The 314-nt window shown below is 53.2% G+C and carries 1 pseudogene; it reads right to left on the reverse strand.

What is annotated here, in order from left to right:
- Positions 1-218: pseudogene (locus K1F36_RS20035) on the reverse strand (helix-turn-helix domain-containing protein); the annotation flags it as partial.
- Positions 219-314: the final 96 nt, after the last annotated feature.

Consider the following 314-nt stretch of genomic DNA (forward strand, 5'->3'; position numbering starts at 1 on the left):
GGCCTTTGGTCGGCCTTGAAGAGGCCGTGCAGTTCCTCCAAGGTCATCTTCTCCACCTCATAGGCCGTCAGGCGGTAGCGCTTGAAGAAATCGATGTACTTGGCCACCGTGTTGCGGGAGATGCCCAACTGCTGGCTTATCCGCCGCTTGCTCACACCTGAGGTGTGGAGCTTGAATATCCGTTTTATTTTTCGCATGTCTATCTGCTTGTTCGCCATGGTCCTTTTTCACAAAAAAAGACCTTTGGCACATTACAGACAGATCAGGTCCAAAAGTGGCTCACTTTGCCCCGGCGCGGGTGGCTCACTTTCACC

This window comes from Flagellimonas abyssi (assembly GCF_019457905.1).
GTDB classification, from domain to species: domain Bacteria; phylum Bacteroidota; class Bacteroidia; order Flavobacteriales; family Flavobacteriaceae; genus Flagellimonas; species Flagellimonas abyssi.